Consider the following 1,725-nt stretch of genomic DNA (forward strand, 5'->3'; position numbering starts at 1 on the left):
AACACCTTGGCATACATAGCTGCGGGGGATTGGAAACGGGCTGCCAATGGCATGCTGGCATCCAAGTGGGCAAAGCAGGTTGGTCGCAGGGCGATTGAACTAACCGAGCTGATGAGGAAAGGTAAGTGATACCGATCCCGGTTGAGATTGATGCCATGCTATCCATCCTTAACCTCCCCAAGGAGATGGGTGATAACGGCATCTTCAAAGAACATAAGGCTGTCGTCATGGAGACGATAAGAACTCTCGTCTTACCAGAGCACTACAACCGGGCTATCCAGGACGATATGCCGGAGGAAGAGCCGTTTCTGATCTCTTTTCGTTTTGGGTTCTGTTTCCTGATGCTGCACAGTACATGTGAGTTTCTCAATTTGAAGACCCTGGGCGAGGGACTCGTCAAGACAGTAGGGAGGATTAGACCAGTCTGCCACCGAACTGCTCACAGGGAGCGAAATAGACGCATTCAAAGTCAATCTTGAACTGAGAGCATTGACCATCCTGCAAGCCTATCTCAATCCTACCGGTATGCAGAGATTGGATGAGCTTAAACCCAGACCTCCAAGAGTGATCCGGGTGGGAGTGATCTGATGCCTGATAGCTATACCACTCCAGATGAACTGATGCGAGAGATTTACTTGGCTATCTATGCTGCCTTGGAGAGCAGGCTGCACTTAATCGGTTCTGTGATTGATGCCGATTCACGCAAAGAGATATTGGCACAGCAGATTTACGATAAGGGCGACTTCTATGGCAATACCGGGTATTTAGTTGAGACACAGCTTTCCGGCATGACTCTCAGGGTCGGTTCCAATGTCAAACATGAACCTTTCGTTTTGGGCGGTAAGGTGCCTTCCTGGACTCCGATTGCTCCACTGATCGCCTGGGTCGAACGTAAGCACCTGTCTTGGACTGATAAGGAGACAGGTAAACTGCTGACCGTAGCCGAGATCGCTTATCTCATCCGGGGCAAGATCAAACGGGAAGGCATAGCTGCCCGTAATGTATTCGCTTCAGTAATCGCTAACCGTGAGCAGTGGATATACCAACAATTGAACGATATAGAGGTGAGTCTATGAACCCCCATGATAAGTTTATAGCAGACCGGAACCGGATAGTGGATGCCCTTAAGTTTTCTGATATTCCGACCATCCAGTTCAACAAGGATGCAATACCTAAGCAGTTGCCCTGTGCTATCGTAATTCTGGACTCTGAGACAGGCAAGAATGGCACTTCAAGACAGTACGTTAGCACTGATCTGGCTTGGACAGTATTCCTGATCGTCAATGCTCAGAATGTGGATGATCCAGATTCCGACTTGTATCAACTCAAAGAGAAGTTTCGCTCTTTCTATCTCAAGTTGATGAACCAGGACCTACCCATTGTGGAATATTATACCAGCCGCATCGATGGCACTCGCATGGTCAGAATAGCCAAGATAGACCTGCTGAAGAGCGGTACCGGAGCATCTTCATGAAAGTAATGCGACTGGGAGGATATACCCTGGCTATCAGTTCTGTCAGTGAACTCCTGGAGACCAAATACAAGACTGAGCCGATTGACTTATCCAAGTGCAGCCGAGTCGGTAAGCAGAGGTAAATTAACTAATGTTGTATTGGCAGTTACAGTAAACGCATTAGATTGCTTGGGGTAATAGAAGTTAACTGTCCCGGGTTGGAACAGCTCGCATTCCACATAGTACTGCCCAGGTGGTAAAGCGGTTGCCAC

Annotated in this window: 3 protein-coding genes; all 3 read left to right on the top strand. The window is 48.4% G+C overall.

Going from position 1 to position 1,725, the window contains the following annotated elements:
• Positions 1 to 125: 125 nt before the first annotated feature.
• The 3 genes from Q8M98_05480 to Q8M98_05490 all read left to right on the top strand — a co-directional run bounded on the left by Q8M98_05480 (position 126) and on the right by Q8M98_05490 (position 1,474).
• A complete protein-coding gene (locus Q8M98_05480) occupies positions 126 to 479 on the top strand; it encodes a hypothetical protein (GenBank protein MDP3114213.1) in 354 nt (117 codons plus the stop codon).
• 108 nt (positions 480 to 587) lie between these two features.
• Positions 588 to 1,076, top strand: coding sequence for a hypothetical protein (locus Q8M98_05485; protein MDP3114214.1), 489 nt, complete (start codon positions 588 to 590; stop codon positions 1,074 to 1,076).
• Complete coding sequence (locus tag Q8M98_05490) at positions 1,073 to 1,474, top strand: hypothetical protein (GenBank protein ID MDP3114215.1); 402 nt, start codon at positions 1,073 to 1,075, stop codon at positions 1,472 to 1,474. The genes Q8M98_05485 and Q8M98_05490 overlap by 4 nt, the downstream gene beginning before the upstream one ends.
• The last annotated feature ends 251 nt before the right edge of the window (positions 1,475 to 1,725 follow it).

This window comes from Candidatus Cloacimonadaceae bacterium (assembly GCA_030693415.1).
Classification (GTDB): Bacteria; Cloacimonadota; Cloacimonadia; order Cloacimonadales; family Cloacimonadaceae; genus JAUYAR01.